This window comes from Streptomyces sp. NPDC057010 (assembly GCF_042673805.1).
In the GTDB taxonomy this organism is placed as follows: domain Bacteria; phylum Actinomycetota; class Actinomycetes; order Streptomycetales; family Streptomycetaceae; genus Streptomyces.
This window is the reverse complement of record NZ_JBHUSC010000004.1, coordinates 177,531-204,434: the sequence shown is the minus strand read 5'-3', so window position 1 is coordinate 204,434 and position 26,904 is coordinate 177,531. Positions and strand designations below refer to the sequence as shown.

Genomic DNA, 26,904 nt, shown 5'->3' with positions numbered 1-26,904 from the left:
GGCTCGGGGTCGGGGAGAAGAGGAAACAGGAGGTCCAGGTCGCCGGTGGTGGCCTCGCAAGCGGCCTGAACCGTCCAGTCCACCGGGCACTCCGTGGTGCCCTCCATCAGGAATGGGTCCTCGGAGACTTTGAGCAGGCCTTCGCGTGCTCCGTCCCCGTGGTGCTGTCCTCGTCCGATCTCGGCGACCAGGCGAAGGGTTTCCGCCCGGAGCCCGGGGGAGCCAGTAGCCGCGATCCGGAGCAGGAAAGGTACCGCCAGTGCTCCCACCGCGATCGTGCTGCCCTGATGGTGAAGATCTATCCGCAGCTGCCGCAAAGCCTCACGGGCGGCTTCAGCTTCTCCGAAGGCGAGCGTCGCAAGGAGTCCGGGAATCTCCTCGCCAGGGCCATAAAAGTGCGGAAAGCGCTGCCATGGGATCGCGTCGTACTTGAACTCGTCCTTGATCTCTCGCGGGATCGCGCTCACGACCGTACGCATGTCGCAATCCGTGCCTGCCCACGGCTCCGGCCACCTGGACCAACGGTGGTAGCCGCCAGCTACCTTGTCCTCTCTGCCTGTTCCGGTGGTCCGGCAACCGCGTCTGCCGACCACGCACCGGCAGGGACGCCTCCCTCGTAGCGGCCGGGGACCAGGGGGCTGCGGTCAGTGTGCCCGCACCGTGACCCCGAGCATCCGTGCTCCCACCTCCGTGCGGGGTCGGTGCCGGCTGCCGGGGGCGAACACCACGTAGGTGCCCGGGCCATGACGTTCCTCTCCCTCGATCACCTCGCCGCTCAGGACGTAGTACCGCTCCTCGGTCGCGTGGACGTCGACATCGGGCCACCGGGTGCCGGGGGCGAAGTCGATCAGCCAGCCGGAGGCGAACTCGGTCGCCGGGAGCCGGCGGCGGACGATGCCGGGGGCGACGTCGGCCGGCTCGATGTCGTCGATGTGGACGGTGGTCTTCAACGGACCCGTACGTGTCGTTTCGCTCATGCGCCCACGATCGCGCGGAGCGGGTACCGGAGCCCAGAGTCTGGAATGACACCAGCAGGTACATTCCTGCCATGAGCCGTCATCGCGTGGTCGCGCTGCTGAACGCGCCGCAGTCACCGTTCGAACTCGCCTGCACCGCCGAGGTGTTCGGAACGGTACGGCCGGACCTGCCGGTGTACTACGACTTCACGGTCTGCGCCGAGCTTCCCGGAGTACTCCCGGCCACAACGGGGCCCGCGATGTACGTCGGGGCGGGGCTGGAGGCGCTGGCCGACGCGGACACCATCGTCATCCCGGGCTGGCAGCCGACCGGGGCAACCGTGTCACCCGGCGTCCTGAGCGCCCTGCGCGCGGCGCACCGCCGCGGGGCCCGGGTGGTGTCCATCTGTACGGGGGCGTTCGTGCTGGCACAGGCCGGGTTGCTGGACGGGCGCCGGGCGACAACGCACTGGCGGCGCGCAGGGCAGTTCGCCGCCGCGTTTCCGCAGGTGGAGGTCGACGCGGACGTGCTGTACGTCGACCATGGCGACGTGGCCACCAGCGCCGGGTCCGGGGCGGGCATCGACCTGGCCCTGCACCTGGTCCGCCGCGATCACGGCGCCGCCTACGCGGCCCAGGTCGCCCGGAGCATGGTGCTGCCGCCGCACCGGGAAGGCGGCCAACTGCAGTACGCCGCCCAGCCTGTGCCCAGGACCGAGGAGTCGCTCGCGCCGCTGCTGGAGTGGGCCCTGTCCCGGCTCGGCACCGAACTGACCGTGACGCGCCTCGCCGAGCGGGCGGGTGTGTCCAGCCGCACCCTCGCCCGGCGATTCGCCGAACAGCTCGGACACAGCCCCGGCCAGTGGCTGCTCACCCAGCGCCTTGGCGCCGCTCGGGTCCTGCTAGAGCAGACGCAACTGCCGGTCGAGGCCATCGCGATACGGGTCGGCCTGTCCTCCGCCGTCAACCTGCGGCGCCGCTTCCGGACCGCGCTGGGCACGACGCCCGGCGCGTACCGGAGAACCTTCAGCGGCCAGAGTCCTCGGATGCGCCCTGAGGGGCTGCGGTAAGGGTGAGGCGGACTGCCGCGAGCAGCTGTTCGTCGCCGGCGCCCATTTGGCGTGCGGCCGTGACGTAGGTGAGGGCAGCCTGGGCGAGTTGGCTGTCGATGGCGGGACGCGGGGGTGCCGGTGGAGTGGATGCTGTCGCTGGCCTACGACTCCCCGCCTCCGGGTTCGCCAGGGCTGTCCGGCATCCGCTGCCCGGAGGTGCTGGGGTACGTCGTTTTCGGCATCCACACGTACGGGCCGAAACGATCACCCGCCCGGATCGTTGGCGGAACATGAATCACACCACGCGTGGTCTCGCCCTCGGCACGCTGATGGCGACAGCCGCCCTGCTCACGGTCCCCTCCGCGAACGCCGTCGACCACAATATGGAGAGCGCGGGAGTCGTCGACACCTGCGGTGGCCGGCTCGCCGACTACCTCGCCACAGCCGAAGGCACTGCTGACACTGCTTTCGCCGGCACGCTGACCGTGGCCGGCGGCGCCTCGCCCATCGCCATGACACTCGCTCCGCAGACCTTCGGAGAGGCGATCCCCAACGGTTTCGTCCGTGCCGAGTTCTCCCACCCGGCCATCTCGGATGACGCCGTAACCTCCGCCCCGACCCTGCTGGAAGACCAGTACGGCAGGAGTCTGATCAGGTTCGTGACCCCGTGGGGTTCGACCCTCGCCACGGCTGGATGCGGCGATGCCATGTCCCGGGTCACCGAGCTGACCGGCGACGTCACCTCTCGCGGGGTCACCTACCAGTACACCCTCACCCGCCCGTGATGACCTGTTCCTGGCAGACACCGGGCCGGTGACGGCCCGGGCGCAGACGGCGTCGGGGTCCCGGGCGTCCTGATCGCCGAAGGGGCCCGCGCGACGCGACCGGCTGACGATGCCGGCCGGCCGCATGAAGGAGAAGGAGAAACCGGCATGGCGATTCAGCGGATGGACAACGTCGGCATCGTCGTCGAGGACTTGGATGCCGCCATCGCGTTCTTCGTGGAACTCGGTATGGAGCTGGAGGGCAGGGCGGAGGTGGAGGGCCCCTTCGCCGACCAGTGCACGGGACTCGACGGCGTCCACTGTGACATCGCAATGGTGCGGACCCCGGACGGTCTCAGCCGGCTCGAGCTGGCGAAGTACCGCAGCCCCGCGGCGATCAGTGCCGGGCCGCGCAACCGACCGCACAACATTCTGGGCACGCACCGCGTCATGTTCGCCGTCGACGACATCGAGGACACCGTTGCCCGCCTGCGCCCTCACGGCGCCGAACTCGTCGGCGAGATCGCCCGGTTCGAGGAGAGCCATCTCCTCTGCTACCTCCGCGGCCCGGAGGGCATCATCGTCGGGCTGGCCGAGCAACTGCGCTGAGAAGAGAGACCGGACCATGCGGCCGAACGAGATCATCGAGGCTCTGAGCCGCCTGATAAGCCACCCCGCGCGATGTACCGATCGCCTTCACCTGGAACCGTCGAACGTGTGGTCTCACGCTGCATCCTGCAGCACACCCGGTACATCACCGCTTCCCGGTCTCACAGGGAGATCAGAGTCGGCGCCAACCCCGCTGAACTCCACCGACAAGACGCCGCAGATGACCGCCCCGAGCCGTAGCATCGACCGATGCGGAAGATCGACACGCTGATACCGGAGCGGGGGCAGCCTGACACCGTTGCCCTGCACGCCCACGACCCCGACGCCCTCGCCCTCTACGTCCTGGACACCGGCAACGCCTGGTGGCGCCGGCGGATCTGCGTCCACGCGCTCGTCGGTCGGGTCCCGGAGGCCCGGGTCCCCGGCCTCGTCGACCGGATCCGGGACGAGGACGAGACGGCCGAGGTACGCATCGCGCTCCTCGACCTCCTTGCCGGCCGGGCGCAGCTCCTGCCCTGGCTGCGCGACCAGGAGCTGCGGGGGAACGGTTCGTACGGCGTCGCCGAGGCGGCCCTGAAGGCCCGTGGCCTGCTCGGCGATCGAACCGCCGCCCCCGGCCTGCGCACCCTCGCGGCCTCGCCTTGGCAGCGGTGGCGGGAGATCGGGGAGGCGGGCCTGGACGGTCTGGTGGAGCACCACGGCGCCGACGCGGTCCTGGCCGAACTCGGCGAGGGCGAGGAACGGCCCGAGGACCGCCGCTTCAGGCTCCGGATGTTGCACCACGCGGGGCAGGACGTGACGGCGCACCTGGCCGATCCCGACCGCGGCATCGCGTCTCTCGCCGAGTCGCTCGTCGCGGACGTGGACCGGCTGCGCGCCTTCCTGGACGAGGCGCCCGCCCCCGAGGCTGCCGTGAGGGCCGCCTGCGCCATGCATCGGCTCACCGCGGACGCTGCGGAGACCCGTCGGATCGACGAGCGGCTCGGCAGGCCGCGGACCGAGGTCGACGGCCTGGACGAGCAATTGCGCCGGGTGATCGTCCACGAGTACGCCGCGTGGTGCGAGCCGCAGAGCGACCCCCGATGGCGCCTCGAAGCCGTGTGCACCGAGCCGCCCGGTCGCCCAGACCTGTTCGACCAGCTCGCGCGTGCGACCGCCGCGTTGACCGCGGCCGGCCTGGCCCCGGACCCGCCGGTCTCCGCAGGGGACCACCACCAGCAGGGCGACGGCACCTATCACGTGATCTCGTGCGGCGACGAGGACCTCTACATCAGCGCCCTCGGGCGCTTCGTCACGGGCCACGACGACCGGCACCCGGCCCGGCGGATCCTGGAGGAGGCCGGCTTCCGCTGGATCGACGGGGCCACCGGCGGCATCCGGGTCACCGGCCTGTGCGTGTATTACTTCGGCAAACGCGAGCCCCTCGACGTCGACACCCTGCTGTTCTACTGGCAGGACTGAGCAGACAACACCGAGGAGGCCCCGCGCGCCGAATCCGGTGTGCGGGGCCTGCTCGGACGTCGCACCCGTCAGGACCCACCACCCGGCCCGGGGCCCGGCGGCCTTCAGAGGCCCGGATCCGGATGGGGCCAGGTTTATCGCCCCGGTCAAGCCGTTGCAGGACTTGGAGCTCACACTGGCTCCGGTTGACGGTCGGCAGCATCCGTTGCAGCTCTTCAAGAACTGCATGGTGCGTATCGATGGGTCCGAGGCTCGCCTCCGCTACTGACCGTGCGTCTGGCCGTTCACTGGAGACGGCGTAGATCGGCGTGTCGTTCGTAGCGGGTGCGGAGCCGTTGGAGGCGGTGCAGCCAGGCGAAGGCGCGCTTGAGTACTTAGCGCACCGTGCCAAGTCCGGAGCCGTGGGCGACGCGGGCGACACCGCGCCGTGCGATTTGCGCTTCTTGTATCCGTCCTCATCGAAGCCCGGTGGCCAGCCGCCTCGCGATCCTTCGCGTAGGCGGGCGGCCTGGCTGCCGACCCCACTCCGCTCCCGACAGATCACCGCGTTCACCCCGCCCCATGCACGGGACAAGGATCTGACCAGGCGACAGTCACATGATCGGCCGGGCAGCTCCTGGAAGGGCACTACTGGGGCGCGCCCAGGACGCTCTGGCGGTGTTCGGTGGGGGTGGTTCCGTAAGCCTCGCGGAACGCCCGGCTGAACGCCGTGGCGGTGCGAAAGCCCCAGCGGGCCGCGATCGTCTGCACGGGCTGGCCTCTCAAATCCGGGCGCGCGAGGTCGGCGTGCGCTCGTTGCAGTCGGCCTTGCCGGATCCGTGCCGCCACGCTCATGGGCTGGTCGCGGAAGAGGACGTAGAGGCTGGACAGTGAGATGCAGTGTCGATCGGCGATCACCTGTGGGGTCAACTCCGGATCACCCAGGTTGTTCTCGATGAAGCGGCTTATCCGTTGCAGCATCTCCTGGGCACGGGCCTCCGCGGGTGCCAGTTCAGGGGTTCCAAGCTGTCGCGCCAGGCAGGCGGTGGCCAGGTCGAGAGCGACGGAGCCCATGCCGAGCAGCTCCTCGGGCTGGCAGCTCGGCCCGTGGGCGAGCAGCGTGCGCAGGAACCCGGCGAGGATCGCTGCCGATCCCTCGCCGGCGCGGATCTCCCGAGCGAGGAGACGGTCCGCCCGATCCGGACTCAACAACAGGTGTGAGCGCGGAATCTGCAGTACCAGCGCCTCGGCCAGCCCCGCGGCGCCGACTGACTGGCTCTCCATCGCACGGGATGTGTCGGTCAGCACCAGGCTGTCGCCCGTCGCTATCGATTCGGTGCCCCGCTGCGAGGTCCTGATAGCACCTCGTGTGATGAGCGCCAACTGGAACTGCTCGGGATCACCCCGTCGGACATGAGCCGACGTACGGCGTGCGAGCACCGGTGAGTAGGCGAACGCCGTCAGCCTCACGGCTCCGAGGTCCAGGTCCGTGATCTTCGCTCGAAAGTCGGCCGTGTGCCGCGGGCTGAGCGCAAGGGGCATCAGATCGCTGGTCAGCGCCTCGTAGAACCACTCGAACCTGTCCCCACACGGCACAGCGGCAGCCGACACCACAGAAGACCCCACCCAGACCCCCACACCCTGAATGTGGCGGCGAACCGGTCTCTCACCGGCAGGTTGCACCACCACATGATCAATTATCAGCCACTGACCGCCGCCCCGGGTCCGAGTGAAGCGCCGTACCGCGGGGGCGCATCAGGCCCTTTCCGAGGCCGAGCACCGGCGAAACCGGCCCCCGGCGAACCCGGCAGATGGTGCTGCAAGAGCCGATCTCCGGATGTCGCCGACGATCGCTGGGCACGTTCGGCCCGGCCCCGGCGGAGGGTGGCGGCCTCGGTGGCCGCCGCCTGCAGGCGGCGCCGCGCGCGGGCGTCGTGGATCGGCGTCGGCGCGGACTGCCGGACGGCCCCCGGGACGGGGTACGCACCGCCGGGTCTGCCGCACCGACGCATCCGCGATGGCAGCGTCCACCGCCGCCGGGCGGAGCGGCGCGCGGCGGTAGCCGTCCGGTGCTGGCCCTTCGTACCCGGTCAGCGGGATCGGATGGGGCTGCCGCAGCATGGGGGCCGCCACGACGCGGGCCGGCTCCAGGCGTGCCTTCGTCGCCCGAGCTGATGAGCGGGTCCCGCACGGTCGGGCGGACTCCGGGGCGAAGTCGACGGCTGCCGGGCTCCCAGGGCCGCCCGATCGCGCCGTGCGGCCGGTGAGCTTCCTGCTCGGGCGGGCGGATCAGCGCAGGCCGGCGAAGAGGTCGTTCTCGGGTACGGCCGCGTCGGTGACGTCCTTGACGCGTACGAAGGTCTCCATGCCCATCAACTCGCCGAACCGCTCCTTGCCCATCCTGAGGAAGAAGATGTTCTCGCCCTGGCTGGCGTGGGCGGCCAACGCGTCGAACTTCTGACCGCTGAACGCGGTGGTGTCCACCCACGTGGTGATCTCGTCGTCGGGGAGGCCGATCTCGGCCATCGCAGCGGCTTCGGCGGGATCCGGCTCCGGCATGTCCTCATGAAACTCACGCATGATCTCCCCGAACCGCCGCATCCCCGAGCGGGGCATCGTCGTCCAGTACACCTTCGGTGTCAGCTCGGTCATCTCCAGCGCCGCCATCGTGATGCGGTGGGCCTGGATGTGGTCGGGGTGGCCGTAGAAGCCGTTCTCGTCGTAGGTGACGACCACATCGGGGCGGTAGTGCCGCATGAGTTCCGCAAGTCGGGCGGCGCCCTCCTCCACGGGGGTCTGCCAGAAGGATCCGGGGGCGTCATTGCTCGGCCAGCCCATCATCCCGGAGTCGGCGTAGTCCAGCATTTCCAGATCGCTGATCTTCAGGACGTCACAACTCGCTTCGAGTTCTTGACGTCGCATCAAGGCGACGGCCGCCGGATCGTGCCCGGGATCACCCGGCTTGACGCCCCCCGGGCCGTCACCGCAACGACCGTCGGTACACGTCACGAGAACGGTCCGGATGCCTTCCGCCGCGTACCGCGCGAGGATGCCTCCGGTTCCGGTGGCCTCGTCGTCGGGGTGGGCGTGCACTGCCATGAGTGTCAAAGGCCGGTCAGTCATGAAGAGTCCTCCTGAAGAAATGCGTCGTGGTCCGAGTGCACGGCGGGCGTACCGCGATCCGGGGGCCGGATCGCAGTGGGGCGGAGGACCTGGTGGTCTCCGTGCTCCTCGCCCGTCGCTCCGGCCCCTCGGTCCATGCAACCGCGCCGGCCGGCCCGGCTGTTCCCGGCATGGCTGCTCGGCCTTCCAGGACGTACGCGTTGTGATCCTCGACGCATCAACAAGGGCTGCCTGCCCCGCTTTGCGTGACGATCACGGGCTACGTAGGTACGAGCGAGCAGCGATGCTGCTGACTCCGGACATCGGTTAACCCCTGAGAGGGCGCGCAACGCACTCAGATCACTGGAGCTCGACGATGCCGGAGTCGATTGGCCGGGCATGGAGCGGAGTTGAGCCCTGAACTCGCCCGGTGACCGGCGAGGCATGAACACGCCCAGGTCGGAGAACGGTAGGGCCGCCGCGGGCACGGTCGGTCAGATCCGCGACGCACTCGACGGCCGGACCCGGCACGAGAGGGGCAAAGGTCCCCGAACTCCGTCACCGTCATGGACGCGTCTCATTGAACCCCTTGCTGCCGGTTCCACGATCCAGGCTTTCGTTCCGCAGCGGCCCTGCAAATAGGATCAGGCCCCGGCCGCGTCCGGGACTGCGGATGGCCTCGGCCAGGTCGGATCCGTAGGAGGCCCAGCAGATCACTGAGCCGTCAGCGTCAAGCTGACCCAGAACCACTCGTCGTCGTCTCTCACGAGGCACAGTTCGTGGAACGCAAGAATCACATCGGGTTGGAGCAGCTCGTAGTCGTCCTGACCGGCAACCTCGAGGACTACGCGCCGATCGAAGGAGAGCGGGGCGGCGCTCGGGTCTCCGGAAAGAACGCGCAAGCGTTCGATCGTCCATCCGGCGGGAAGTACTGAGTTCACCGCCCCATGGTCGCAACCGGGTGCCCGTCACAGCCACTCGTTAAGTACTGCGACCAGCACGGTCGCTTCGTAGCGGACACCGGCCGAGCCCATGGTCGGCCGGCTCGAGGAAGATGCCGCCGGGTGGTTCCTTCTGGAGATCCCCCCTTTTTTTCGCCGCCCCGGCGGCGTGCTGGTGAGATCGGCAGACCGTGGAGTCAACGCACGTCCCAGGTGATCAGACCCTTCGCGTCTGCCTCGGCCTGGAGCCGGGCGACGATCCGGACCCAGGTGCCGTCCCGCTGCCGGCGCCGGAACACGTCATAGACCCGGTCCCACGGGCCATAACGTTCCGGCACGTCACCCCCCCCCACGGCAGCAGCGGCTCAAGCCGGGCCCACTGGCCGTTCGTCAGATCCCCACGCCCCCCAGCGGACGATCATCAACGAACAAGATCGGCTTTCGCAACAGACCCTAGCGCTCGTACGTCCCGACCAACGTGCCGGAGGCCAGCTCCCTGCCCTTCAGGGCGCGGTGGACGTCCTCGACGCCCGGCCGGTCGTGCAGCGGCAGCGGCTCGGACAGGGCGTACAGGTGGAAGAAGTAGCGGTGCGGGCCATGTCCCGGGGGAGGCATCGGCCCTCCCCAGCCCATGCGCCCGAAGCCGTTGGGCCACGGCAGGCCGCCCGGGGGCTTCTGGTCCTCCGCCACCCCGGTCGTCCCCGGGTCGATGCCCGTCACCAGCCAGTGCAGGAAGGTCGGCCCCGGGGCGTCCGGGTCCTCGCACAGGAGGACCAGCTCTGTCGTCCCGTCCGGCACCCCCGACCAGGTCAGGGGCGGTGAGATGTTCTCCCCCTCCCCGCTGTACCGACGGGGGATCACCGTGTTGTCGCCGAACGCGGTACTGCTGAGTTCGATTCCGCTCATGCGCGCGCCATACCCGCGCACGGGGGCGCCGGCACCGGCCCGCACGCCAAACCCCCCGTACGGCCGAGCCCGCGCCGCCAGCCGCCGGGAGCGGGGGTGAGGATGGCAGTGTGCCGACAAGGATCCTGCTCGAAGGCCGCCCCGGCTCGGGCAAGACGACCGCTCTCCGCCGGCTGGCCGGGCTGCTGCCCGCCCGCGTGGCCACCGGCTTCACCACGGAGGAGATCCGGCAGTCCGGCCACCGCGTCGGCTTTGCCCTGGAGACCATGGCGGGCCGGCGGGAGGTGCTCGCCCATGTCGACCTCCCCGGTCCGCCGCGGGTGGGGAAATACGGGGTCGACCTGGGCGTCATGGAACGCCTGGCGCTGCCGTCACTCCGGCCGGCCACAAGCACCGAGGTGACGGGGCGGCTGGTGCTCATCGACGAGCTGGGGCGGATGGAACTGGCGTACGGGGCGTTCCGGGACGCGGTCATCACCCTGTTCTCCGCGGACGTCGACGTCGTGGCCACGGTCCACGCGCAACGCGATACGTTCACCGACGCCCTCAAGCGGCGCGCCGACATCGAGGTCGTCCACCTCACCCCGGCAAACCGAGACTCCCTGCCCGAGGAGCTCGCCGCCCGACTGCGGCGAGGGAAACCTGACCGGTGAGGAACCGGTGCAGATTCCTTCCGCCTGCGCCCCTGATCGAGCCGCCGCTCTGCGCTGCGCACGTTTGAGGGGGCGAAACGCGTGAAGACGAGACTTGACACTGGCTATATCTCACGAAACAGGAGAAACCCCATGGGCATCATCGCTTGGATCCTCATCGGTCTGTTTGCCGGCCTCATCGCCAAAGCGATCATGCCGGGCAAGGACCCGGGCGGCATCATCATCACCACGCTCATCGGCATAGCCGGCGGTCTCCTCGGAGGATGGCTCGGCAAGGTCATCTTGGGGGTCGACTCCATCGACGGCTTCTTCGACCTGTCCACCTGGATCGCCGCCATCGTCGGCTCCGTCATCCTCCTTTCCTTCTACCGCCTGGCAATCGGCGGCGGACGCTCCCACCGGCATGTCTGATCGCGGCTGCGATCCGTACGGTCCGCAGGGAGGGGGATGTCCGGCGCCGGCGAGGCAGTGCGCCCGTCTTGCTCGCTGGAGCCACGTCAGGCCTGCTCGAACTCCAGGGCTTCCGCCAGAGCGTCTTCAAGTTCGCGCACACCGCTCTCGCGCGCGGCGACCACCGCGTAGCGCCAGGAGTGTCCGTCCGGCGGCGCGTCCGCGTAGAGGACCACTCCTTCGCCACGTTCCGGGTCGAAGGCGACACGGTGTTCGCGCAACTGGGCATGGGCTTCTTCGAAGCCGACGGAGCGTCGAGTCCGCCTCTTCGACACCGCCCAGGCCGGCCGCGCAAGACCGGCCGCCGCTGTCAGTCGGGTGACCATGGCGTGCGGTGTGGTGGTGGCGGTACGGCGCACGTTGCTCTCACTGGCGTACGTTACGCCGTCCGCGCTGATGAGAGCGTCCAGGCCGAACGGGCCGAGATATCCGCGGCCGGCCAGGTGGCGGCCGAGCCTCCTCCCCCACTCCTCCAGTTCGGCTGCCGCGTCCGCGCAAGACGGTGGTAGCGGCGAGACGTATCCCGTGAAGGATCCCTGCTCCGTTCGCATCGCACCGCTGAACAGGGCCCGCGTTCCTGAATGGGTGTTCTCCATCTGAATGCTGACCGATTCGGCCACCGGTACGCACTCCTCGACCACCCACGTCCCCTGTGGGCCGCCGACCGTGTCCAGGGCCAGGCCGCCGCCGCCCTGCACGTCGCGTCGCGAAAGGAAGCGCAGACCGTGGCCCCCTGCGGAACGGTCGGGCTTGACCACCACCCGCTCGTGCTGCGTGAGCAGCTGCCGCACCACCTCCTCCACCTCCGGACGACGACACACCCGCCCCGCCGGCAGACGCATGCCCGCCCGCTCGGCGGCTTGGCGGAAGCCGGCCTTCGTGTTCAGGAGCATGGTCGTCGGCAGGGCGGCCATCGCGTCGTCAACCGTCGCGTAGGGGTGGACGGTCAGCCCGAGTTCTCGGGCGAACGCCAGGGCGGACGCGTCCTGGGCCGTAGGCAGCAGGGCCATACCCGGTCGAGCCGCGTGAGCCCGTACGCGCGCGAGGAGCCCGGCCCGGCGGACCGCTTGCGCGAGTGGGACCGCGTCGAACGACGGCACCTCGATGAGCGTTGTCCGCTCGCTCGGCACCCCCGTCAACTCGCTCACGTAGCGCCGGAACTCTTCGCTCAGCCGGCCGGGAGTCACCAGTACGTCGCCGTCCCGCAACAGCCATGCCTTTCGTGGCGCCTGCTGTGCCCACTGCGCCAGAACCCGGGCCTCTTCAAGATCTACTGCCAAGTCCGAAAGGAAGTTGGCGAAGACCATCAAGGGACCTGCGTCTGGTTCGCTCACCGCTGGTCCTCCCACCTCTTCCGGCGTGTCGGCGCCTTCGGCGGAGCTGCCGGCCGTGGGGGTCCGCGTCACGCGGGATCCGGCCGAGCCGGACGTACGGGACTCGAAGGCGGCGTCGTCCCACGGCCCGGGCTGCGCCCCGTCCCGGCAGCCGAACCGTCCGGCAAGGTGGCCGCCGCGTTCTCACACTATCTTCGGCGCGCGCCCGCGGGCGCGCGCCCGGCCCGTCGGCGTGAGATGCGGGCAGATGCGGGCATATGCGGGTACGCGCACCATGGCCTTGACGCCACGACCCTGATCCGCCCGAGAAGGGCGACGACGGAGATCCCATGCCCCAGGAAGCGCCCCGGGCCCCCGACCCGGTGACACTCCACCCCAGCCCGCCCTTTCCCGACCAGGACCAGGACCATCCCGGCTCCACGGAGCAGATGCGGCCACGACCGGACCACGGCGAGGACTCCTACCAAGGTCACGACGTCCTGCTCGACCGGGTGGCGGTCGTCACCGGTGGCGATTCGGGAATCGGCAGGGCCGTCTGCCTGGCGTTCGCCCGCGAAGGGGCGGACGTCGTCTTCACCCACCTACCCGAAGAGGCGGACGAGGCAGCCGAGACGGCGCGCCTGATCCGCGCCGCGGGCCGCAAGGCCGTACCGGTCGCGTGTGACATCCGTGACGAGGAGCAGTGCGTGGCCCTGATCGACCGGGCCGTGGACGAACTCGGGCGCGTCGACCTCCTCGTGAACAACGCCGCCTACCAGATGTCCCAGCCCGACGGCATCGAGGCGATCACCACGGAGCAGTTCGACCGCGTGATGAAGACCAACCTGTACGGGATGTTCTGGCTCTCCCGGAAGGCCCTGGCCCACATGCCGCGCGGCGGGACGATCATCAACACCACCTCCGTGCAGGGCTACCAGCCGAGCCCGCACCTGCTCGACTACGCGATGACGAAGTCGGCGATCATCTCCTTCACCCACGGGCTGGCGCAGATGCTCGCCGAGCGCGGCATCCGCGTCAACGGAGTCGCACCCGGGCCGGTGTGGACCCCGCTGATCCCCGCGACCATGCCCGACGCGACGAAGTTCGGCGAACAGTCACCCCTCGGCCGACCCGCCCAGCCCGCCGAGATGGCACCCGCCTACGTGTTCCTGGCCTCGCCCCAGGCGAGCTACATCACCGGGGAGATCGTCAACGCCACCGGCGGCACACCTCTGCCCTGACCCCGGGCAGGACCGGGCGGGCCGGTCCTTCGACGGCTCGGTGCCCGCGCGCGTAATCGGCCGCCCTCTGGACAGAAGCGGGCACGAGGCCGCGAGGAGGCGACGTGGGCGATCCAGCCGATGACCTGTACGCGCGACTGCGACGCGAGTGCCGCCGCCGGGCGGACGATCTGTGGGCGGTCAGCCGCGCCCTGCACGCGGATCCCGAGCTCGCCTACGAGGAGCACCGTGCAGCCCGGCTGCTCACCGGCGAACTCCGGCGGGCGGGGTTCGCCGTCGAGCCGGGGGTCGCCGGACTCGACACGGCTTTCGTGGCCCGTGCGGGAAGGGGACGGGGGCGATGCGCGGCGCTGCTGCTGGAGTACGACGCGCTGCCGGACCTGGGACACGCATGCGGACACAACCTGATCGCCGCGGCCGGACTGGGGGCCGCACTGGCGCTGCGCAGCGTTCTGGGGGAGGAGTTCGACGGCACGGTGCTCACCGTGGGGACACCGGCGGAGGAGCGGGGCGGGGGCAAGGTCACCCTGGCCGAAGCCGGCGTGTTCGACAGTGTGGACGCCGCGTTGATGTTCCATCCCGGCGTGCACGACTGGTCATGGGCGCCGCTGACCGCGCAGACCCAGGTCCGTGTGGGGTTTCACGGCCGGGCAGCGCATCCGACGGGCGATCCCACCCGCGGGATCGATGCCCTGGCCGCCCTCATCCAGCTGTTCAACACTGCGGCCGTGATGAGCAGGCGGTTGCCGTACGGCTCGCACGTCCAGGGAATCGTGACCGAGGGTGGCAGCGCGACCAACATCGTGCCGGCCTTCGCCGAAGGGCTGTTCGGGCTGCGCGCGGCCACGAGCACCGCGCTGGATGCGCTGGTCGCCGACGTACGCGGCTGGGCCGAAGGCGTGTCGGCCGCGACCGGCACCAAGGTGGAGGTGACGAGGATGGGCAGGGGTTACGCCCACTTCCGGGACAACGACGTCCTCTCGGACCGGTTCAGTCTCCACATCGCCCACTCGGGCATCCGACTCACGCAGCCCGTCGCCGGGGTGTTCCTGGGGTCGTCCGACATCGGCGACGTCAGCAGCCGGGTCCCCGCCATCCATCCGTTCGTCGCAATCCTGGGCGACGAGGACTCCGACCACACCGCCGCCTTCGCGCGGGCCGCCGCCTCGGAGCGGGGGCGCGGGGTGATGCTGGCGGCAGCCGAAGCCCTGGCCTGCACGGCGGCCGACGTCCTCACCGACCCCGAAGTCGCCGCCAGGGCGTGGGCCCGCCAGCGGGAGAAGGCGGCGGCCGGCCTGTGATTCCGCACCAGCGCGGCCGGTCCGAATTGCGTGAGATGCGGCGTGATCGGGGTACCCGCACCATGACCAGGAACACCCCGTCGATGAAGGGTTTACGTCATGCCCCGAGGATCCAGCCCCAAACGCGAGCGTCAGTACGAGCACATCAAGGAGTCGGGTGAGAAGCGCGGCATGTCGGAAGGCCGGGCAAAGGAGATGGCCTCCCGCACGGTGAACAAGGAACGCGCACGTTCGGGCGAGAGCAAGACGGCGAGCCGCAGTTCCACCCAGGGCAAGTCCGCCTCTCAGCGCGGCGGCGAGAAGTCCCGTGGCGGCGGCTCCTCGGAACGCACCAAGGACGACCTGTACCAGGAGGCGAAGAAGCGCAACATCGAGGGCCGCTCCACGATGACCAAGCAGCAGCTCAAGAACGCCCTCGGCCACTGACCGCGCGAGGTACGTACCGCTTCGGCGGGGCCGGTCCCTCCTGGACCCGCGAGCGCCGGAGCGGGGCACGGATTCAGCCCGGGCGAATGTTCGTGACCGGCATGCCGTGCTCGGTCCGGAGGCGTTCGGCGACGAGTGAGCGGTGACATGCCTCCGGATCCCGCTCGACGCAGAAGAGGGCGGTCACCGAGCGGCTCGGAAGGTCGGCCACGAGCGCGCCGAGGTCGAACGGGTCGAGGATCTCGCGGGTGTAGCGCTCGGCGTACTCGGCCGCCAGCGTGATGCGGTTGCGTTTGCCCACGCCCTGGCGGTCATCCTCGCGGTACTGGAGGTGCCGCAGTTCCGTTGTCGGCGCCAGCCCCTTCACGTGCCGGTAGCCTACGCCCGCGGCGGCGAGCGAGCGCTGGAGTCGCGCCGAGTTCGCCCAGGAGTAGTCGGAGCCCCGAACACCGCGGAGCTGGCGGAGGTCGAGCAGCAGACCCACCCGCCCGTCGGCGAGCTTCTCGAGGAAGGCGCCGGCCGTGAAGCCGTAGACGCCGATCGTCGCGATGCGCTTCATCGCAGCACCCCTCGGTGCCTTCAGCCGCCTGCGAGGAGGTCGGCGAGGTTCGCTACCGAGAGGACGGCGTCCGCTGGTCGATGACCCTCGTCATAGCGTGCCACGACGATGTAGGGCGGGCTGTTCACGGCCACTACACCGCCGTGCCCGCCACGCCTGCCGTGCAGGAGTCGTCGGTCGGCTTCCGCTGCCACGTAGGTGAGCCCGCCGACGGTGATGCCCTCGGCGATCGTGTCCGTGGGCGCCTGGAACTGGCTCACCAAACGTCGGCCCTCCGCCACCGTCGTCAACGGTCGGCCCGTCGCGGCACGCAGGGATCCGTCCATGCGCAGGACCTCGATGTCAGCCAGCCCCACGGCTGTGAGCATCTGCTTGAGGTCCGCCGCCTCATCCACGTCAATCACCTCCACCGGGCGGGCGGTCAGGTGTTGAGCACGATGGCGTAGACGAGGAAGAACAGTGCACACAACACCGCCAGCACAACGATGATGACGAGCGGGCTCTTCGCCCAGCCCCGCTTCAGGGGCCGGTACGGGCCCGCGCCGGAAGCGGTGCTCGCCTCGGCCGGTGGGGTCTCACCGGGCGGGACTCCTCCGCCGACATCGAGTCCGGGTGTGTTGCGCGGATCCGGGTCCGGGTTGGATGTGGTCATGGTTCTCAGTCCTCTGGCTCGACGGCCAGGCCTTCCGCGCGACAGGACGGCGGTCCGAACGACACCGGCCCGGATCCTGGTGCGGCGGGGGCTCTCTGGCTTCGTCCTTTAAGCCCATCGGCAGGCCCCTACCCAGGACCTGCCCCCGGACTCACCGGGACGAGGAAGTAATCCGCCCGGCCCGAGGCAAAGGGAATGCGCGCCGCCGTTCTCCCGCGTGCTGAGGGGACGAGATCGTTCACCGCCCCAGTCGATTACTCAAATGATGCGCAACGTTTCTTTACGTATCAGGCCATCAGGCCTGGGCCGGCACGAACGAAGGCGCCATTCGGACCGGCAGCGGTCTTCGATCGGGTGGGGCTGCACACATCAGGTGCTCGTGCGCTGCCGGCGGGGGATCACTGAGTGCCGAGCGGGATGCATCCGGTCCCGGCAGCAACGAGTGAGAGGCGGACGAATAGTGGGACACGGCGGGAATGTGCTCGAGGAACTGATGGCGGACCACCGGGAGGTCGAGGAGATCTTCGCCCGGATCCGGGCCATGAGCGGCCGGGGGCAGGAACTGCGTGACCTGGTCGACGAGGTCACCATCGAGCTGGTGCGGCACTCGGTTGCCGAGGAGGAATACCTGTATCCGGCGGTCCGCGAGCACATCGAAGGCGGTGACCGGCTGGCCGACAAGGAGATCGCCGACCACAGCCGCGTCGAGAAGATCCTCAAGCAGCTGGAAAAGACGAACGCCGACGACGCGCAGATGAGCCCACTGCTGCGGGAGCTCATGGACGAGGTCGCAGCGCACGTCCAGGACGAGGAGAACAGCCTCTTCCCGATGCTGCAGCGCACCTGTTCCGCCGAGGCGCTGGCTGAGCTCGGGGACAAGGTGCGGCGGGCGAAGGCCATGGCCCCCACCCGCCCGCACCCCTCCGCGCCGTCCACCCCACCGGCGAACAAGCTCCTCGCCCCAGGGGTCGGTCTGGTCGACCGAGCCCGTGACTTCGTGACCGGCCGCGGAAAGTCCTGACCCCCTGTCAGCGGTCATGTAATTCCCCACGCACGGAAGGGGGCTCGTGTAGCGCCAGGAGCCACGGGCTGTGGGGCAGGCTCAAGTCGGCCGCGGGCTCAGTCCATCCATCACCAGACGGAAGAGATGTTCCCGGCGCTCGGCAAGCGTCGGGGCCTGGTCGGCGATCCAGCTGAGGGCGTTGGCCAGTGCGAACAGGTCGATGGGCGCCACGTCCGGCCGGATGCTCCCTGTTCGCTGGGCCGCATCGAGCAGTCGGCCACCGGCCTGGCGCATCGCCAGGCAGCTGTCGTGCAGTGGTGATTGTGGGTCGTTCAGCGTGGCCATCAGGGTTGCCGGCAGGCCCTGGTAGGCACCGGCGCCGAGGGTGAACTCGTAGAGCCACTCGCCCAGTGCCTGCTCGGGCGGCGCGGTGGCGGCGAGTGCGTCCGCTCGTTCGGCGAGCTGGATGAAGCGCTGGTGCAGTAGGGCCTCCAGCAGGGCGTCCCGCTTGGGGAAGTGCCGGTAGAGCGTGCCGAGGCCGATCCCGGCGCGCCGGGCGATGTCCCGCAGGGAGGCCAGGGTGCCCTGTGCTGCGACTGCCTCTGCGGCCACTTCCAGGATGCGGTCGCGGTTGCGCTGCGCGTCGGTGCGCGGTGCGCGCGCGTTTCCCGGGCTCGATTCGATGGACATGAGGATCCCTGCCGTTGACAACCGGAGCACTGCTCCGGTTATCTGTTCCGGAGCAGTGCTCCGCATCCTATCCGGGGTGCTCAGTACTGGGACTTCGGGGAGGTAGTCATGGGCACGGCAACGATGCGAGCTGTCCGCCTGCACGCGTTCGGCGAGCCGGAGCAACTGGTCTATGAGGAGGTGGCCCGGCCCCGGCCCGGCCCGGGTGAGGTGCTCGTGCGGGTCCACGCGGCGGGCGTCAACCCGCCGGACTGGTACGCGCGGCGAGGCTTCGAGAACATCCCGGCCGAGTTCCGGCCGAACTGGACGCCGCCGCTCATCCTGGGCAGCGACATTTCTGGCGTGGTCACGGCCCTCGGCCCGGGTGTCACCGAGTGGCGGCCCGGCGACGAGGTCTTCGGCCTGGTCAACTTCCCCGGCCGTGCCTCCGGGTACGCCGAGTACGCGGTCTCACCCGCCGCCCACCTGGCCCGCAAGCCATCGGCCTTCGGGCATGTAGAGGCCGCCGCCGTGCCGATGGCCGGGCTCACCGCCTACCAGTACCTCTTCACCCACCTGCGTGGTGCCGCCGGCTCCACCGTCCTGGTCAACGGAGCGGCGGGCGGAGTCGGCCACTTCGCCGCGCAACTCGCCCGGGTGGCCGGTGCGAAGGAGGTCATCGGTGTCGCCTCCGGGCGACACGAGGAGTTTCTGCTGGGCCTGGGTGTGGACCGGTTCGTCGACTACACCCGGACGCCCGCCGAGGAGGCCGTCCACGATGTCGACCTGCTGATCGACACGGTCGGCGGCCCCGACGCACACCGCCTGCTGCCCGCCGTACGACGCGGCGGCCGGATCGCACCCGTCTTCCTGGGGGACTACCGCCCCGAGCGCGCGATCGAACTTGGGATCACCGTCGCGACATGGCAGGTACGTTCGAGTGGTTCGGATCTCGCCGAGCTGGCCGCTCTCATCGACGCCGGCCAGGTGCGCGTCGGCATCGACAGTGTCTTCCCCCTGAGCAACGCGGCCGCTGCCCACACCCGCGCCGAGCAGGGACACCTCCAGGGCAAGATCGTCCTGAAGATCGCGGACTAGGGTTACGTGACGTGTGCCCTGGGGAATTACGGGACCGTCGACACCCCGGCAACCCCGTATCCCCGGCGCGTGGGGCCGGCCGCTGCCGGCGGTCGGTCCACAGGCGCCCCGCGGGGGTGTGACGCGGGTCACTTCGCGGGGCGGGGCGGCCACCTACACTGGTCGGTCACGAGCGGGGCAGCGCGGCTCCGTACACCACAGCCCGCCCCGGCGACCGACCCTGGGTGAGCCCCGCCACGCGAAGGCCGATCGCCCATGCCCGCCGACCTGACTGCGCTCACAGCCGCCTGCACCCGCTGGCTCCTGGCCGCCTACCCTCCCCCGTCGGGCGCGCTGAGCCGCGCGCTGGCCGAGGCCCAGGCCCGGCAGGCCACCGTGCTCGCGGCATCCCTGTGCTACCCCACCAGCATGGACGTGGAGCTGCTCCACCTGCTCGCCCCCAGCGGGTCCCACCGGCTGGACTGGCTCACCGGAAGCGAGCCCCACCCCGACGACCCCGACACCGCCTGGCGTACCTGGGTCGACGAAACCGTCGTCAGCTGGGCAGCCTGCCTCCTGGCCGAGCCCGCCCTCGCCACACGCGCCCGGCAGGCCATGGCCGCGACCGAGCACCACGCCGAAACCGGCAGCCTGCAACGCCTGACGAGCCCCGGCGCACGCGACAGCGAAGCCGCCGCCCTGCTGCGCCACCCCGACCTCCTCGAAGACATAGCCGGGCTGCACCGCTCCCAGCTCCTCCAACGACTGAACGTCCAGGGAGCCACACCGTCGTAATACCGCCGACCGGAGGAAGTAGCGGCGAAGAGCACCGCCCGGCTGACGCCGGAACCCGGCCTGCCGCATAGTGAGCGCCATGGGAGATCAAGAAGACGGCAGCTCCGGCGTGTGGGTGAACGACAGCGGCGACGGGCGGCTCGTCGTGTTCGTCGGCGGTGAGATGGACATCGAGCGGGCCCCCATGTTGCGCGACGCCCTGCACACGGCGATCACCCAGCCCGGCGGCCCCGGCGAGATCGTCGTCGACCTGGCCGAATTGTCCTTCTGCGACTCCGCCGGCCTCAACGCCCTCATCCAGGCCCGCCACACCGCGCAGGAACACGGCAAACACATCAGCCTGCGCGCCCCACGGCCGCAGTTCCTGCGCCTGCTGGCCATGACCGGCACCGACACCCTCTTCCCCATCACCGACACCTGACGCCGGCGACATGGGGCAGGGCTCAAGAAGCCACCCCGGCCGAGCACTGCGGCGCACCGCGCGTCGGTCCGTCGTTCGACATCGGCGGTGGCCACGGTCAGACCGGCATGGAAGCCCTCACCTGATCCAACTGACGCCTAGACGTTGTTTCATTTGGTTTAAGTCCGTGCCGTTGACGGGCGCAGACGAGTGTCAGTGCTGTGTGGGAGCCTCCGGGCATGAGCTACGACTTGGCTGTGTGGGAAGGCGAGAGGCCGGCGGATGACAAGACCGCTGGCCGGGCCTTCAGAGACCTGTACGACCGCTATGTCAACAGCGAGGTCGAGGAGCCTCCATCCGAACGCATAGCGGCCTACGTCGCGGCGCTTCTTGAGCGGTGGTGCGACCTCACCGAGGACGAGGAGGACACTTCACCCTGGTCGACCGGCCCGTTGATCGGCGAGGCCAGTGGTCCGTTGATCTACTTCCCGATGCGGTGGAGCATGGCCGAAGAGGCGTCGGCCTACGCGGCAGCCGTGGCGGAATCCATGGGGCTGGTCTGTTTCGACGTGCAGCAGGACCGGCTCAGGCCTTGAGCAGGGCCGCCCATCGGCGATAGCCGATGAAGGATGCGGCTATGCCGACCAAAGCAGGGAAGTGTTCGGCCTTGCGTTCGTGGCGTCCACAACTGGCGCAGGCAACCCTCCCGCTCGACGAGGCGGAGGACGGTCACCGTTGTGCCAGCCGAGAGGCGACCGGCCGAGCGCTGCGGCGCAGCGCCGGCGAGCGGGCCGCGGCCAGCCGATCCCTTGACGTTGCGTGTTCACGGTGGGAGCTCTCTTGCTACTCCTCGTCGTCCTCGTCCGTGGCCGTGTCCCAGGTTGGTAGTGACGTTCCGGCAGCGGTCGTGATCCCTAGAACCTCGCATCCCATGCGGTGAACGGCGGCAAAGAGCCGCTGCTGGACCTGCCCGCTGTCTTCGGGTGGGAAGTCGATGCGGATTTGGTGGGGGCGGGAGGCGTCGTAGGTGAGCAGCCAGTCGGCATCGACGGTCGCGAAGTGGTCCTGTCCCATGTCGTCGTGCGTAGAGCGCCACGAGCCGCGGTCGGTGGTGGGAGCCAGTGCCTCGCGCAGGAGCTCCAGGCGCTCGGGATGACGGAAGGGGCCTTCGGACAGGAGCAGGCACCGGTGGGTGCGGGAACGGAAGGTGTTAAACCACGGTGCCAGGTCCGGCTCCATGTCTGTGAGCAGTTCGGAGCCTGCCTGTCCGCAGGCCCAGCTCTCGATGAACTCGGCCGCGCCCATGGCGTGCGTCTCGTACCAGCCCTCGCTGCTCCACACCACGACGGGCCAGTGCTCTGGTGTCCTGTCGGTGAGCCAGCACAGCCGGTCGGCGTTCATGGTGGTGCCCCAGATCAACAGCGCGCCGGGAGCCGGGTGCAGAGGGTACGGGTAGCGCTCACGGTCCCGTTCGGCAGATTCCGTGGGGCGGGCGCTCTGCCACGCGATGCCGTTGTGCTTGCTCGTACCGAACGGCGTCTGGAGGTAGAGGAAGTCGCAGAACTCTCCCCAGCCGTAGGTTTCGACGAGTCGCTTGTAGTCGTCGGGCAGCGGGGTACCGATCGCTGCCTCCACGGCGGCCCAGTCCCCCTGGGCGTCCACGGGTCCGGCCGGCGGTGGCACGAGCCGAACCAGCCTGTCGCAGTCGGTCGCGGCGGTGTTCGTATCAGCCATGGAGGCAGCGTAGTCATCTCCCCGCAGTCTGAGCCCCTTTGCGTACCGGAGGTCAGGTGGGGCAGGCGCAAGGGGAACAGTCAACTGCGGCAACGTGAGAGAGGAGCATCATGACGACTGCACGCGAGATCATGACTCCGGACGCGACCTGTGTCGGCGCTCAGGAGACGGTGCTGGAAGCAGCGAAGAAGATGACCGCGCTGGGGGTGGGGGCGCTGCCGATTTGCGGTGAGGACAACAGGCTCAAGGGCATGCTCACCGACCGGGACATCGTGGTGAAGGTCCTGGGCGCCGGAAAGGACGCCGGACAGACAAAGGCTGGCGATCTGGCCCAAGGAGAAGCCGTCACCATCGGCGCCGACGACGACGCGGAGGAGATCCTGCGCACCATGAGCGAACACAAGGTTCGCCGCCTGCCGGTCATTGACGGCCATACCCTCGTCGGAATCGTCGCCCAGGCGGACGTGGCGCGCTCGCTGCCTGACCCGCAGGTCGGGGACCTTCTCCAGGCCCTTTCCTCCTGACCCTTGGGGCGAGAAACGGCCCACCGGCTCCCGGGGGTGGGCCCGTTTCTCGGCGTCCTGACGCCTGTCGAGGTGTCCGCGCCGCCCTCCGGTCGAAGGCTGTCACCGGCCGACGGGAGCGCATGCCCGGCATGGTCTGCCCAGGGCGGGTAGGCGCGGTACATGAGCCAGAACCGAGCGCGCGAGCGTGCAGCCCGTGCGGGCGGACCTGCGCAGCTACCGGCGCTCAACGCCGGAAAACGGAGCCCGGATCCGCCGACCGCCCCCGCTGAGACCCCGCCCCTGAGCACCGTGCCGGAAGGAGCCTGCGATGACGGCCCGTAAGCAAGCCCTCCTCATCGATCCTGTGGGGCTCTCGACCGAGGCGACGTACCCCCGCCCCGGCCACGGCGAAGTCACCTGCCGGGGCCACGGCCCCCTGCACGGGCCATGACCCCCGACGAAGCTCTGCGCCGGATCGCCTTCCTCCTCGAATGGCGTGGGGCGTCCCCGTACCGGGTGCGGGCCTTCCACACGGCGGCCGACGCCGTCCGCGGCCTGCCGCCCGGGCCGGTGGACGCCGCGCAGGTGGGACGCCTGCGCGGGGTGGGCCCGGTCACCGCCGAGGTGATCTCCCAGGCTTCCACCGGCGCGATGCCGAGGTACCTCGCCCGGCTGCAGGCCGAAGCCGAGCCGGGCGCCCGAGCGGGCTGGGACCTCGCGGCTGCGAGCACCGGGGACTGCCACCTCCACTCCGACTGGTCGGACGGTGGCAGCCCGCTCGAGGAGATGGCCGGTGCGGCCCGCGCCCTGGGGCACCAGTGGGCCGTGCTGACCGATCACTCGCCACGGCTGACGATCGCCCACGGACTGAGCGCCGAGCGGCTCGAAAGCCAACTGGAAGCCGTGGCCGCCGTGAACTCCGAGATGGGTCCAGGGTTCCGGCTGCTGACCGGCATCGAGTGCGACATCCTCGACGACGGCTCACTCGATCAGGACGAGGGCCTGCTGGGCCGGCTCGACGTCGTCGTGGCGTCCGTGCACTCCAAGCTCCGCTCGGATCCCGGACCGATGACCGCCCGCCTGCTGGCTGCGGTGCGCAACCCGCACGTCGACGTGCTGGGGCACTGCACGGGACGGATCATCACCGGTCGGGGTCGCCCGCAGTCACGCTTCGACGCCGAGGCCGTGTTCGGCGCGTGCGCGGAGTCCGGCACGGCGGTGGAGATCAACTGCCGGCCCGAACGGCGCGACCCGCCGGACGACCTGCTCGTGCAGGCCGCCGCCGCGGGCTGCCGGTTCGCCGTGGACACAGACGCCCACGCCCCCGAACAGCTGCACTGGCAGAGCACGGGCTACGCGCGCGCGGCACGGATCGGCCTGGGAGCGGACCGGCTGATCACGAGCTGGCCCCTGGCACGGTTGCTGACCAGCAGAAGCGGCCGGCAGTAACGGCCTACCCGGTTCGGAACCGCTTCGCTCGGTCCGGCTCGACGGCCACAGGCTGCACGGCGGCTACTGGCTGCTGGTCAAGCACGCCGACGAGCACACCTCCTCCACCGGTACGTCAAACCCCCGGCTGGCGCGCTCGGTCCGTACCGGCCGGCCCCTGAACCAGGTAGCCGCCGCCCCGACCCCGGACCGGCTGGCCAGGAGCGCCCGTCGCGGCGGGTGCCGGCCGCAGCAGACGCCGCCGCCCCTGCGGAGGAGCAGCACGCGGCGGGCACTGGCCCGTCAGGCAGGGAGCCCGACGGGGCGCGACGTGCCACCGTCAACCGTGCGCGAGCCCGTCAGCGGAGCTGGGTCGCCGCCCAGTCGGCCCACTCGCGGCTCATCGCGTTGAAGCGGAGCCCGTACTCCAGGACGATCCGGCCGTACACCGACAGCTGGTCGTCGCCCCAGTCGATGGACTGCTCCAGCCGGCGCAGCTCCTCGTACTCCCGCTCGGACGTTTCCATCAGCTCGGTCAGGTAGCCGCGCGCCTGCTCCGGGGTGAGCACCCCGAGGAAGAAGACCCTCAGCAGGGTGTCGCTGCGGGGGTTGCGCTGAGGCTTGGGCTCCGTCAGCCAGTGGCGCAGCTCCGTCAGCCCCTCGTCGGTGACGGTGTACTCCTTGCGGCCGCGCGGACCCTCCGCCGAGACGCTGATCAGCCCGGCGGCGGCGAGTTTGGTCAGCTCGCCGTACATCTGGCTCTGCGTGGCGGGCCAGACGTTGGCCAGCGAGGTCTCGAAGCGCTTCAGCAGGTCGTAGCCGCTGGCCGGGCGCTCGGCGAGGAGTCCGAGGAGGGCGTGTCGAAGGCTCATGATCCCCACTCTACCTTCCTCCCTTGACATGTCAGTTCTGGACGGTCTACTTTCGACATGTCAGAACAGGAATGTCAGAGCAACGAGCAGCCGGGGGCCTTCGATGTCGTACGTACGCACCTTCCTCCCATGGATCGTCTTCGCGGTGATCCCCTCCGCCCAGTGGCAGTGGGGCGCGCTCGCCGCGCTGGTCGCCGCGGTCGCGGTGGCCGTCCAGCAGCGCCGCGAAGGGGCCGGCTTCGACGCGCTGATCATCGAGATCGGCTCGGCGGTGTTCTTCGCGGCCCTGGCGGCCATCGCCTTCGCCGACCCGCAGTCGGCCGTGCACGGCTACTCGGCGGCCCTGTCCTCGGCCACCCTGGCCCTGATCGCCGGGGTCTCGCTGCTCATCCGCAAGCCCTTCACCCTCGGCATCGCCAAGCGCACCACGCCCCGCGAGGTCTGGGGGCTGCGCCCCTTCGTGCGGGCCAACACCGTCATCACCGCCGGCTGGACCGTGGCCTTCGCCCTGACCGCCGGCGCGCTCGCACTCCTCGCCCACGCGGGCCAGGGTCACTCGACGACCGCGACGCTCGTTCAGGTCGCCGGTTTCGTCCTCCCCATGCTGTTCACCTCCCGCTACGTCGCCTCCCTCCAGACCAAGGCCGGTGTCCGATGAACCCCTCCCCCACTCCCCGCCACCTCTCCGGCAACTACGCCCCGGTGATGGAAGAGGTGACCGCACACGACCTGCCCGTCACCGGGCGGATCCCCGACGGGCTCACCGGCTGGTACCTGCGCAACGGCCCGAACCCGGCCGACGCCGCCTCCGGCCACTGGTTCTTCGGCGACGGCATGGTCCACGGCGTACGGCTGGAGGGCGGCCGGGCCGTCGCGTACCGCAACCGCTGGGTGCGTACGAGCAAGCTGACCGACGGGGCCCGGATGTACGACGAGCAGGGCCGGCGCGACCTCACCGCCGGACCGGCCAACACCCACGTCGTCCGCCACGCCGGCCGCACCCTCGCCCTCGTCGAGACGGCCCTGCCCTACGAGCTCACCCCCGCACTGGACACCGTCGGCCCGTACGACTTCGGCGGCCGGCTGACGACCGCGATGACCGCACACCCCAAGACCTGCCCGGTCACCGGAGAGCTGCACTTCTTCGGCTACGGGATCGCCGAGGCGCCGTACCTCACCTACCACCGGGCCGACGCCTCCGGGGAGCTGACGGTCAGCCGGCCGGTGGAGGTGCCCGGGGCGACGATGATGCACGACTTCGCCCTCACCGCCGGGCACGTCGTCTTCCTGGACCTGCCGGTCGTCTTCGACTTCGGCCTCGTCGGCACCGGCACGATGCCGTACCGCTGGGACGACGGGTACGGGGCCCGGCTGGGCGTGCTGCGCCGTGACGACCCGTACGGCAGGGTGCGCTGGTTCGGCGTCGACCCCTGCTACGTGTTCCACGTGCTCAACGCGTACGACGCGCCGGACGGGACGATCGTCGTGCACGTCATGCGCTACCCCGAGCTGGGGCGGCGCGCCGCGGACGGGACGGTCGACCAGGACCGGAAGGCCGTGCTGTGGAAGTGGACGGTCGACCCCGCCACCGGGACGGTCCGGGAGGAACAGTGCGACGACCGGCCCGGTGAGTTCCCCCGGGTCGACGACCGGCTGGCCGGCCTGCACGCCACGCACGGGTACGTGACCTGTGGGAACTCGCTGGTGCGGTACGACCTGGGCACCGGGTCCTCCACCGCCCACGACTTCGGGCCGGCGCGCACGCCGGGTGAGGCCGCCTTCGCCCCGGCTGACGACGGCCCATCCGGCCCGTCCGGCTGGCTCATGACGTACGTCCACGACGCCGGCACCGGGCGCAGTGACCTGGTCGTCCTCGACGCCGCCGACCTCGCGGCCGAGCCGGTCGCCACGATCCACCTGCCGGCCCGGGTCCCGCAGGGATTCCACGGCAACTGGCTGCCGGACCTGCCGTAGGGAGCCGCCCGCCCTTTCGGCCGGGAGCCGGTGTCGGGCAGGATGCCCGTCGCACCGGAAAGTCCGCCGGGCGCCACCCGC

General features: G+C 70.2%; 31 protein-coding genes. 18 read left to right on the top strand and 13 right to left on the bottom strand.

What is annotated here, in order from left to right; genetic code table 11:
* Nucleotides 1–644 precede the first annotated feature (644 nt).
* The gene (locus ACFTXQ_RS06855; RefSeq protein ID WP_382636571.1) at nucleotides 645–977 is read right to left on the bottom strand and encodes a cupin domain-containing protein; all 333 of its coding nucleotides are present in this window, start codon (nucleotides 975–977) and stop codon (nucleotides 645–647) included.
* Nucleotides 978–1,048: 71 nt separating this feature from the next.
* Here ACFTXQ_RS06855 and ACFTXQ_RS06850 point away from each other — a divergent pair, with 71 nt between their 5' ends.
* The 4 genes from ACFTXQ_RS06850 to ACFTXQ_RS06835 all read left to right on the top strand — a co-directional run bounded on the left by ACFTXQ_RS06850 (nucleotide 1,049) and on the right by ACFTXQ_RS06835 (nucleotide 4,842).
* Nucleotides 1,049–2,026 carry a helix-turn-helix domain-containing protein gene (locus ACFTXQ_RS06850; protein WP_382636569.1) on the top strand — a complete coding sequence of 326 codons (978 nt, stop codon included), beginning with the start codon at nucleotides 1,049–1,051 and terminating at the stop codon, nucleotides 2,024–2,026.
* Nucleotides 2,027–2,298: 272 nt separating this feature from the next.
* Nucleotides 2,299–2,793, top strand: a complete 495-nt coding sequence (locus ACFTXQ_RS06845) for a hypothetical protein (protein WP_382636567.1) — start codon at nucleotides 2,299–2,301, stop codon at nucleotides 2,791–2,793.
* Between the two features lie 147 nt (nucleotides 2,794–2,940).
* Nucleotides 2,941–3,381 carry a VOC family protein gene (locus tag ACFTXQ_RS06840; protein ID WP_382636565.1) on the top strand — a complete coding sequence of 147 codons (441 nt, stop codon included), beginning with the start codon at nucleotides 2,941–2,943 and terminating at the stop codon, nucleotides 3,379–3,381.
* A gap of 249 nt (nucleotides 3,382–3,630) precedes the next feature.
* Nucleotides 3,631–4,842: a hypothetical protein gene (locus ACFTXQ_RS06835; RefSeq protein WP_382636564.1), complete on the top strand. Its 1,212-nt coding sequence runs from the start codon at nucleotides 3,631–3,633 to the stop codon at nucleotides 4,840–4,842.
* 627 nt (nucleotides 4,843–5,469) lie between these two features.
* On the opposite strand, the gene ACFTXQ_RS06830 is transcribed toward ACFTXQ_RS06835, so the two are convergent.
* The 5 genes from ACFTXQ_RS06830 to ACFTXQ_RS06810 all read right to left on the bottom strand — a co-directional run bounded on the left by ACFTXQ_RS06830 (nucleotide 5,470) and on the right by ACFTXQ_RS06810 (nucleotide 9,770).
* Nucleotides 5,470–6,459, bottom strand: coding sequence for a helix-turn-helix domain-containing protein (locus tag ACFTXQ_RS06830; protein ID WP_382636562.1), 990 nt, complete (start codon nucleotides 6,457–6,459; stop codon nucleotides 5,470–5,472).
* 651 nt (nucleotides 6,460–7,110) lie between these two features.
* Entirely contained in the window at nucleotides 7,111–7,944 is an 834-nt protein-coding gene (locus ACFTXQ_RS06825) for a PIG-L family deacetylase (RefSeq protein WP_382636560.1), read from the bottom strand.
* Nucleotides 7,945–8,636: 692 nt separating this feature from the next.
* Nucleotides 8,637–8,864, bottom strand: coding sequence for a hypothetical protein (locus ACFTXQ_RS06820; RefSeq protein ID WP_382636558.1), 228 nt, complete (start codon nucleotides 8,862–8,864; stop codon nucleotides 8,637–8,639).
* Between the two features lie 197 nt (nucleotides 8,865–9,061).
* A complete protein-coding gene (locus ACFTXQ_RS06815) occupies nucleotides 9,062–9,202 on the bottom strand; it encodes a hypothetical protein (RefSeq protein WP_382636556.1) in 141 nt (46 codons plus the stop codon).
* Nucleotides 9,203–9,317: 115 nt separating this feature from the next.
* The gene (locus ACFTXQ_RS06810) at nucleotides 9,318–9,770 is read right to left on the bottom strand and encodes a YbhB/YbcL family Raf kinase inhibitor-like protein (RefSeq protein WP_382636554.1); all 453 of its coding nucleotides are present in this window, start codon (nucleotides 9,768–9,770) and stop codon (nucleotides 9,318–9,320) included.
* A gap of 110 nt (nucleotides 9,771–9,880) precedes the next feature.
* On the opposite strand from ACFTXQ_RS06810, the gene ACFTXQ_RS06805 reads away from it, so the two are divergent.
* Both ACFTXQ_RS06805 and ACFTXQ_RS06800 read left to right on the top strand, forming a co-directional pair.
* A complete protein-coding gene (locus ACFTXQ_RS06805; RefSeq protein WP_382636552.1) occupies nucleotides 9,881–10,423 on the top strand; it encodes a nucleoside-triphosphatase in 543 nt (180 codons plus the stop codon).
* A 132-nt stretch (nucleotides 10,424–10,555) separates the two neighbouring features.
* Nucleotides 10,556–10,834, top strand: a complete 279-nt coding sequence (locus ACFTXQ_RS06800; protein WP_382636551.1) for a GlsB/YeaQ/YmgE family stress response membrane protein — start codon at nucleotides 10,556–10,558, stop codon at nucleotides 10,832–10,834.
* An 86-nt stretch (nucleotides 10,835–10,920) separates the two neighbouring features.
* Here the strand turns inward: ACFTXQ_RS06800 and ACFTXQ_RS06795 are convergent, their stop codons facing one another.
* Nucleotides 10,921–12,207, bottom strand: a complete 1,287-nt coding sequence (locus ACFTXQ_RS06795; protein WP_382636549.1) for a peptide ligase PGM1-related protein — start codon at nucleotides 12,205–12,207, stop codon at nucleotides 10,921–10,923.
* 329 nt (nucleotides 12,208–12,536) lie between these two features.
* On the opposite strand from ACFTXQ_RS06795, the gene ACFTXQ_RS06790 reads away from it, so the two are divergent.
* From ACFTXQ_RS06790 to ACFTXQ_RS06780, 3 genes are all read left to right on the top strand, one after another.
* Nucleotides 12,537–13,427, top strand: a complete 891-nt coding sequence (locus tag ACFTXQ_RS06790) for an SDR family oxidoreductase (protein WP_382636547.1) — start codon at nucleotides 12,537–12,539, stop codon at nucleotides 13,425–13,427.
* Nucleotides 13,428–13,531: 104 nt separating this feature from the next.
* A complete protein-coding gene (locus ACFTXQ_RS06785; protein WP_382636545.1) occupies nucleotides 13,532–14,728 on the top strand; it encodes an amidohydrolase in 1,197 nt (398 codons plus the stop codon).
* 99 nt (nucleotides 14,729–14,827) lie between these two features.
* Nucleotides 14,828–15,154, top strand: a complete 327-nt coding sequence (locus ACFTXQ_RS06780) for a plasmid stabilization protein (protein ID WP_382636544.1) — start codon at nucleotides 14,828–14,830, stop codon at nucleotides 15,152–15,154.
* A 73-nt stretch (nucleotides 15,155–15,227) separates the two neighbouring features.
* Here the strand turns inward: ACFTXQ_RS06780 and ACFTXQ_RS06775 are convergent, their stop codons facing one another.
* The 3 genes from ACFTXQ_RS06775 to ACFTXQ_RS06765 are packed head-to-tail and all read right to left on the bottom strand — an operon-like array spanning nucleotide 15,228 to nucleotide 16,365.
* Nucleotides 15,228–15,713: a DUF488 domain-containing protein gene (locus ACFTXQ_RS06775; RefSeq protein WP_382636542.1), complete on the bottom strand. Its 486-nt coding sequence runs from the start codon at nucleotides 15,711–15,713 to the stop codon at nucleotides 15,228–15,230.
* Between the two features lie 20 nt (nucleotides 15,714–15,733).
* A complete protein-coding gene (locus tag ACFTXQ_RS06770; protein ID WP_382636541.1) occupies nucleotides 15,734–16,108 on the bottom strand; it encodes a profilin family protein in 375 nt (124 codons plus the stop codon).
* Nucleotides 16,109–16,134: 26 nt separating this feature from the next.
* Nucleotides 16,135–16,365 carry a DUF6480 family protein gene (locus ACFTXQ_RS06765; protein WP_382636539.1) on the bottom strand — a complete coding sequence of 77 codons (231 nt, stop codon included), beginning with the start codon at nucleotides 16,363–16,365 and terminating at the stop codon, nucleotides 16,135–16,137.
* Between the two features lie 460 nt (nucleotides 16,366–16,825).
* Here ACFTXQ_RS06765 and ACFTXQ_RS06760 point away from each other — a divergent pair, with 460 nt between their 5' ends.
* On the top strand, nucleotides 16,826–17,386 hold the full coding sequence (locus ACFTXQ_RS06760; RefSeq protein WP_382636537.1) for a hemerythrin domain-containing protein: 561 nt from the start codon (nucleotides 16,826–16,828) through the stop codon (nucleotides 17,384–17,386).
* 81 nt (nucleotides 17,387–17,467) lie between these two features.
* Here ACFTXQ_RS06760 and ACFTXQ_RS06755 read toward each other — a convergent pair whose 3' ends face one another.
* Complete coding sequence (locus ACFTXQ_RS06755; RefSeq protein WP_382636535.1) at nucleotides 17,468–18,058, bottom strand: TetR/AcrR family transcriptional regulator; 591 nt, start codon at nucleotides 18,056–18,058, stop codon at nucleotides 17,468–17,470.
* A gap of 108 nt (nucleotides 18,059–18,166) precedes the next feature.
* On the opposite strand from ACFTXQ_RS06755, the gene ACFTXQ_RS06750 reads away from it, so the two are divergent.
* The 4 genes from ACFTXQ_RS06750 to ACFTXQ_RS06735 all read left to right on the top strand — a co-directional run bounded on the left by ACFTXQ_RS06750 (nucleotide 18,167) and on the right by ACFTXQ_RS06735 (nucleotide 20,905).
* Nucleotides 18,167–19,135: an NADP-dependent oxidoreductase gene (locus tag ACFTXQ_RS06750; protein WP_382636533.1), complete on the top strand. Its 969-nt coding sequence runs from the start codon at nucleotides 18,167–18,169 to the stop codon at nucleotides 19,133–19,135.
* A gap of 255 nt (nucleotides 19,136–19,390) precedes the next feature.
* Nucleotides 19,391–19,909, top strand: a complete 519-nt coding sequence (locus tag ACFTXQ_RS06745; protein ID WP_382636531.1) for a hypothetical protein — start codon at nucleotides 19,391–19,393, stop codon at nucleotides 19,907–19,909.
* 79 nt (nucleotides 19,910–19,988) lie between these two features.
* A complete protein-coding gene (locus ACFTXQ_RS06740; protein ID WP_382636530.1) occupies nucleotides 19,989–20,330 on the top strand; it encodes an STAS domain-containing protein in 342 nt (113 codons plus the stop codon).
* A gap of 218 nt (nucleotides 20,331–20,548) precedes the next feature.
* Nucleotides 20,549–20,905 (top strand): hypothetical protein, encoded by a 357-nt coding sequence (locus ACFTXQ_RS06735; protein WP_382636529.1) that lies wholly within the window; start codon nucleotides 20,549–20,551, stop codon nucleotides 20,903–20,905.
* Nucleotides 20,906–21,152: 247 nt separating this feature from the next.
* Here ACFTXQ_RS06735 and ACFTXQ_RS06730 read toward each other — a convergent pair whose 3' ends face one another.
* Complete coding sequence (locus ACFTXQ_RS06730) at nucleotides 21,153–22,043, bottom strand: SMI1/KNR4 family protein (protein ID WP_382636527.1); 891 nt, start codon at nucleotides 22,041–22,043, stop codon at nucleotides 21,153–21,155.
* Between the two features lie 110 nt (nucleotides 22,044–22,153).
* Between ACFTXQ_RS06730 and ACFTXQ_RS06725 the strand changes: the two genes are divergently transcribed.
* Complete coding sequence (locus tag ACFTXQ_RS06725; RefSeq protein WP_382636525.1) at nucleotides 22,154–22,567, top strand: CBS domain-containing protein; 414 nt, start codon at nucleotides 22,154–22,156, stop codon at nucleotides 22,565–22,567.
* Between the two features lie 429 nt (nucleotides 22,568–22,996).
* Nucleotides 22,997–23,998: a PHP domain-containing protein gene (locus ACFTXQ_RS06720; RefSeq protein ID WP_382636524.1), complete on the top strand. Its 1,002-nt coding sequence runs from the start codon at nucleotides 22,997–22,999 to the stop codon at nucleotides 23,996–23,998.
* Between the two features lie 338 nt (nucleotides 23,999–24,336).
* On the opposite strand, the gene ACFTXQ_RS06715 is transcribed toward ACFTXQ_RS06720, so the two are convergent.
* Nucleotides 24,337–24,849, bottom strand: a complete 513-nt coding sequence (locus tag ACFTXQ_RS06715; protein WP_382636522.1) for a PadR family transcriptional regulator — start codon at nucleotides 24,847–24,849, stop codon at nucleotides 24,337–24,339.
* A 103-nt stretch (nucleotides 24,850–24,952) separates the two neighbouring features.
* On the opposite strand from ACFTXQ_RS06715, the gene ACFTXQ_RS06710 reads away from it, so the two are divergent.
* Entirely contained in the window at nucleotides 24,953–25,507 is a 555-nt protein-coding gene (locus ACFTXQ_RS06710; protein ID WP_382636520.1) for a hypothetical protein, read from the top strand.
* Entirely contained in the window at nucleotides 25,504–26,823 is a 1,320-nt protein-coding gene (locus ACFTXQ_RS06705; RefSeq protein WP_382636518.1) for a carotenoid oxygenase family protein, read from the top strand. Before ACFTXQ_RS06710 ends, ACFTXQ_RS06705 begins: the two co-directional genes overlap by 4 nt.
* The last annotated feature ends 81 nt before the right edge of the window (nucleotides 26,824–26,904 follow it).